4 protein-coding genes are annotated in these 2,752 nt (G+C 70.2%); 2 read left to right on the top strand and 2 right to left on the bottom strand.

Annotated features, from left to right (window positions below; all coding sequences use genetic code 11):
• Together VFR64_20720 and VFR64_20715 are read left to right on the top strand one after the other, a co-directional pair.
• On the top strand, positions 1 to 422 hold a 422-nt coding region (locus tag VFR64_20720), incomplete at its 5' end, for a PIG-L family deacetylase (protein ID HET9492162.1).
• A 30-nt stretch (positions 423 to 452) separates the two neighbouring features.
• Positions 453 to 575 (top strand): hypothetical protein, encoded by a 123-nt coding sequence (locus tag VFR64_20715; GenBank protein HET9492161.1) that lies wholly within the window; start codon positions 453 to 455, stop codon positions 573 to 575.
• An 18-nt stretch (positions 576 to 593) separates the two neighbouring features.
• On the opposite strand, the gene VFR64_20710 is transcribed toward VFR64_20715, so the two are convergent.
• Complete coding sequence (locus tag VFR64_20710; GenBank protein HET9492160.1) at positions 594 to 884, bottom strand: DUF1330 domain-containing protein; 291 nt, start codon at positions 882 to 884, stop codon at positions 594 to 596.
• Positions 885 to 1,137: 253 nt separating this feature from the next.
• Positions 1,138 to 2,367 (bottom strand): IS110 family transposase, encoded by a 1,230-nt coding sequence (locus VFR64_20705; protein ID HET9492159.1) that lies wholly within the window; start codon positions 2,365 to 2,367, stop codon positions 1,138 to 1,140.
• Between the last annotated feature and the right edge of the window lie 385 nt (positions 2,368 to 2,752).

Here is a 2,752-nt window from a genome sequence, read left to right as displayed (position 1 = left end):
AGGATCTGACGGCGATCATCCGACAGGAGCGGCCGCGCACCATCATCACCCACGACCCGTATCCCGGGAACGGCTCGCTGGACTCCTGCGCGATCTACCCCGACCACACCAGCCTGGGGCTGATCGCCTTCCAAGCGGCCTACCTGTGTGGCCCCGGCCCGCTCTTCTACCCAGAGCAGGTGCGGGCGGGCCTTGCCCCTCACCGCGTCGGGATGCTCTACCTCATCATGAGCGACCGACCGGACGTCTTCGTCGACGTGGAGCCCGTGTGGGACAAGCGGATGCGGGCCCTGCGGCAGCACGCCAGCCAGGGGCGCGACCGCCCCGAGATGGAGGAGTTCTTCCGGCGCATCGCCGGCGCACTTGGAACCAATGCCGGCTGCAAGTTGGCGGAAGGGTTCCGCAAGCTCCCGCCTAGCTAACAAGATCCTCATCGCGGGCCGGCGATCACCGTGACCGTCGTCGCCTGCAACCTCCTCGGCGACGGCCTGCGCGATGTCCTCGACCCGCGGCTGCGGCGCGACTGCGTCGCCCCGATCGCCGGGGCGACGCACGGGCACGAGAGCCGTCGATGACGACCCCCCGTCCAAGCCCTACACGCCCGCGACGACGGTCAGGAAGTTCGTCCGCGCGTGCCGCTGCCGGATCGGCAGGATCGCCTGGTACGCGGGCGAGGCGTGCCAGGCGTTCGCCTGCTCGACGCTCGGGAACTCCAGAACGACGACGCGTTGCGGGTTCCAGGTTCCCTCCAGCGTCTCGTAGGCGCCGCCGCGGACGATGAAGCGGCCGCCGAAGGGTTCGAGGGAGGCGGGGACGGCCCGCGTGTACTCCTGGTACGGCTCCGGCTCGAGCACCTCGACGTCGACGATCACGTAGGCGGCCATCGGTTCTCCTTGCTGGCGAGCGGCAGGTGCGTGGACCGAAATACGTTCCGGCTGAACCGTTGTCGGATGGAGTCGCCCCCCTTCCCCGTGGTTGCGAACCGCCACCCTCACTGTCATTTCGAGCGCAGCGAGAAATCTGCGCCCGGAGGGCGCTCCCTCCTCGTCAGAGAGCCATCCGTTGAGCCAACCGTCCAACCAGATTGCGTCAGTGACGCAGATTTCTCGCGTTGCTGCTGTGAAAAACTCCGGCCCATCAGGCCGCCGGTTCGAGGGTGACGCGATGGCCGAGCTGCTCCAGACGCCGCACGAGGCGATCCTCCTCCGTGATCGGGTGGCGCGCGAGCCGGGCGCGCGCCTGCTGGTCGTCGTAGAACTGGCCGGTGCTCAGCAGCAGGTGGCACAGTTCCAGGATCGTGCGGCCGACGGCGACCGCCGCCTTCTTCTTGCCCCGCCGCCCGATCAGCCGGTGGTAGCGGGCCGACAGGACGGTGTCCTTGCTGCGCCCGGCCGCGTAGGCGGCCTCGGTCAGGGTCACCCGCAGCCAGGGGCTGCCCTTGCGGGTCTTACCCGAGCGGCGTTTGCCGGCGCTCTCGTGGTGGCCCGGGCACACCCCCGCCCAACTGGCCAGGTGCCCCGCCGTCGGGAAGCGGCCCATGTCGGTGCCGATCTCGGCCACGATCACCTCCGCCGACCAGCGGCCGATCCCCGGGATCGAGTCCAGCAGCGCCAGGGCCGGCTCAAAAGGGCGCAGGCGGTCCGCGATCTCGGCGCCCACGACCGCGATCTGCTCGTCGAGGCCGTCGATGCGGGCCAGGTGCTGGGCCAGCATGAACCGCTGGTGGGCGCTCATCCGCCCGGTCAAGGCCCGCTCCAGGTCCGGCAGCTTCTTGCGCAGTTGCCCCACCGCCAGGTCGGCCAGGACGGCGGCGTCCTCCTGCCCGGCCACCAGCTCGGCCAGCATCGCCCGCGCCGAGACCCCGGTCACGTCGCTGACGACGCTGGCCAGCTTGAGGTTGGCCCCCTCCAGCGTCTTCTGCAGGCGGTTGACCTCGGCGGTCCGCTCCCGCACCAGGGCGCTGCGGTAGCGGGTCAGCTCCCGCAGTTCCCGCGCGGCGCGGTCGGGGACGAAGCTGCCGCGCAGCAGGCCGTGGCGCAGCAGGTCGGCCAGCCACTCGGCGTCGCCCACGTCCCGTTTGCGGCCCGGCACCACCTTGACGTGGGCGGCGTTGACCAACAGCAGCGTGAAGCGCTCCTCGAAGAGGTTCCAGATCGGCTTCCAGTACACCCCGGTGCTCTCCATCGCGACGTGGGTGACCCCGGCCGCCGCCAGCCAATCCCCCAACGCCAAGAGCCCGTCGGTCATCGTCGCGAAGCTGCGCACCTCCTTGGTCGCCCGCCCGCCCGCGCCCGGCATCAGGACGCAGGCGGTGACCGAGCGCTTGTGGAGGTCGAGGCCGCAGCACCGCTCGTAGAGCACGTCCATCTCTGGTCCTCCCGCGCGAGCGCGACGAGGGGAGGGCGCCACCGCGCAGCGTCTGCTGTGCGTGCTTCCCCGTCGGGAGCAACAGTCGGTGGTGCCTCGGGCACCCTCGGGCCATACTCGAAAGCGGGCTCGCAGCACCAAGCGTGCCCGGCCACCTGGCCCTCGCCGCCGTCCGCAGGATACGGCATCGCCTTTTCATGCCGCGGTGGCGCCCCAGCCGGGCATGATTACTCGAAATGACTCGGGAAGGGGGAGTCGGCTCCTTTGACCTAGGCTTCTACCGGGCTCCGAGCACCGCGTGATTGGACGAGCAGATGGGTGATCTCAGGCCGATTGTGACCGACGCCGACGCAACGACCCTGCTTGAAGCCGAATTCGGCTGGCC

The organism is Candidatus Methylomirabilota bacterium (assembly GCA_035709005.1).
In the GTDB taxonomy this organism is placed as follows: domain Bacteria; phylum Methylomirabilota; class Methylomirabilia; order Rokubacteriales; family CSP1-6; genus 40CM-4-69-5.
This window is presented reverse-complemented; position numbering and strand designations above follow the sequence as displayed.

Excerpts from the sequence above, each read along its gene's own strand:
- VFR64_20710 (HET9492160.1), bottom strand. The coding sequence starts at position 884 with ATGGCCGCCTACGTGATCGTCGACGTCGAGGTGCTCGAGCCGGAGCCG.
- VFR64_20705 (HET9492159.1), bottom strand. The coding sequence starts at position 2,367 with ATGGACGTGCTCTACGAGCGGTGCTGCGGCCTCGACCTCCACAAGCGC.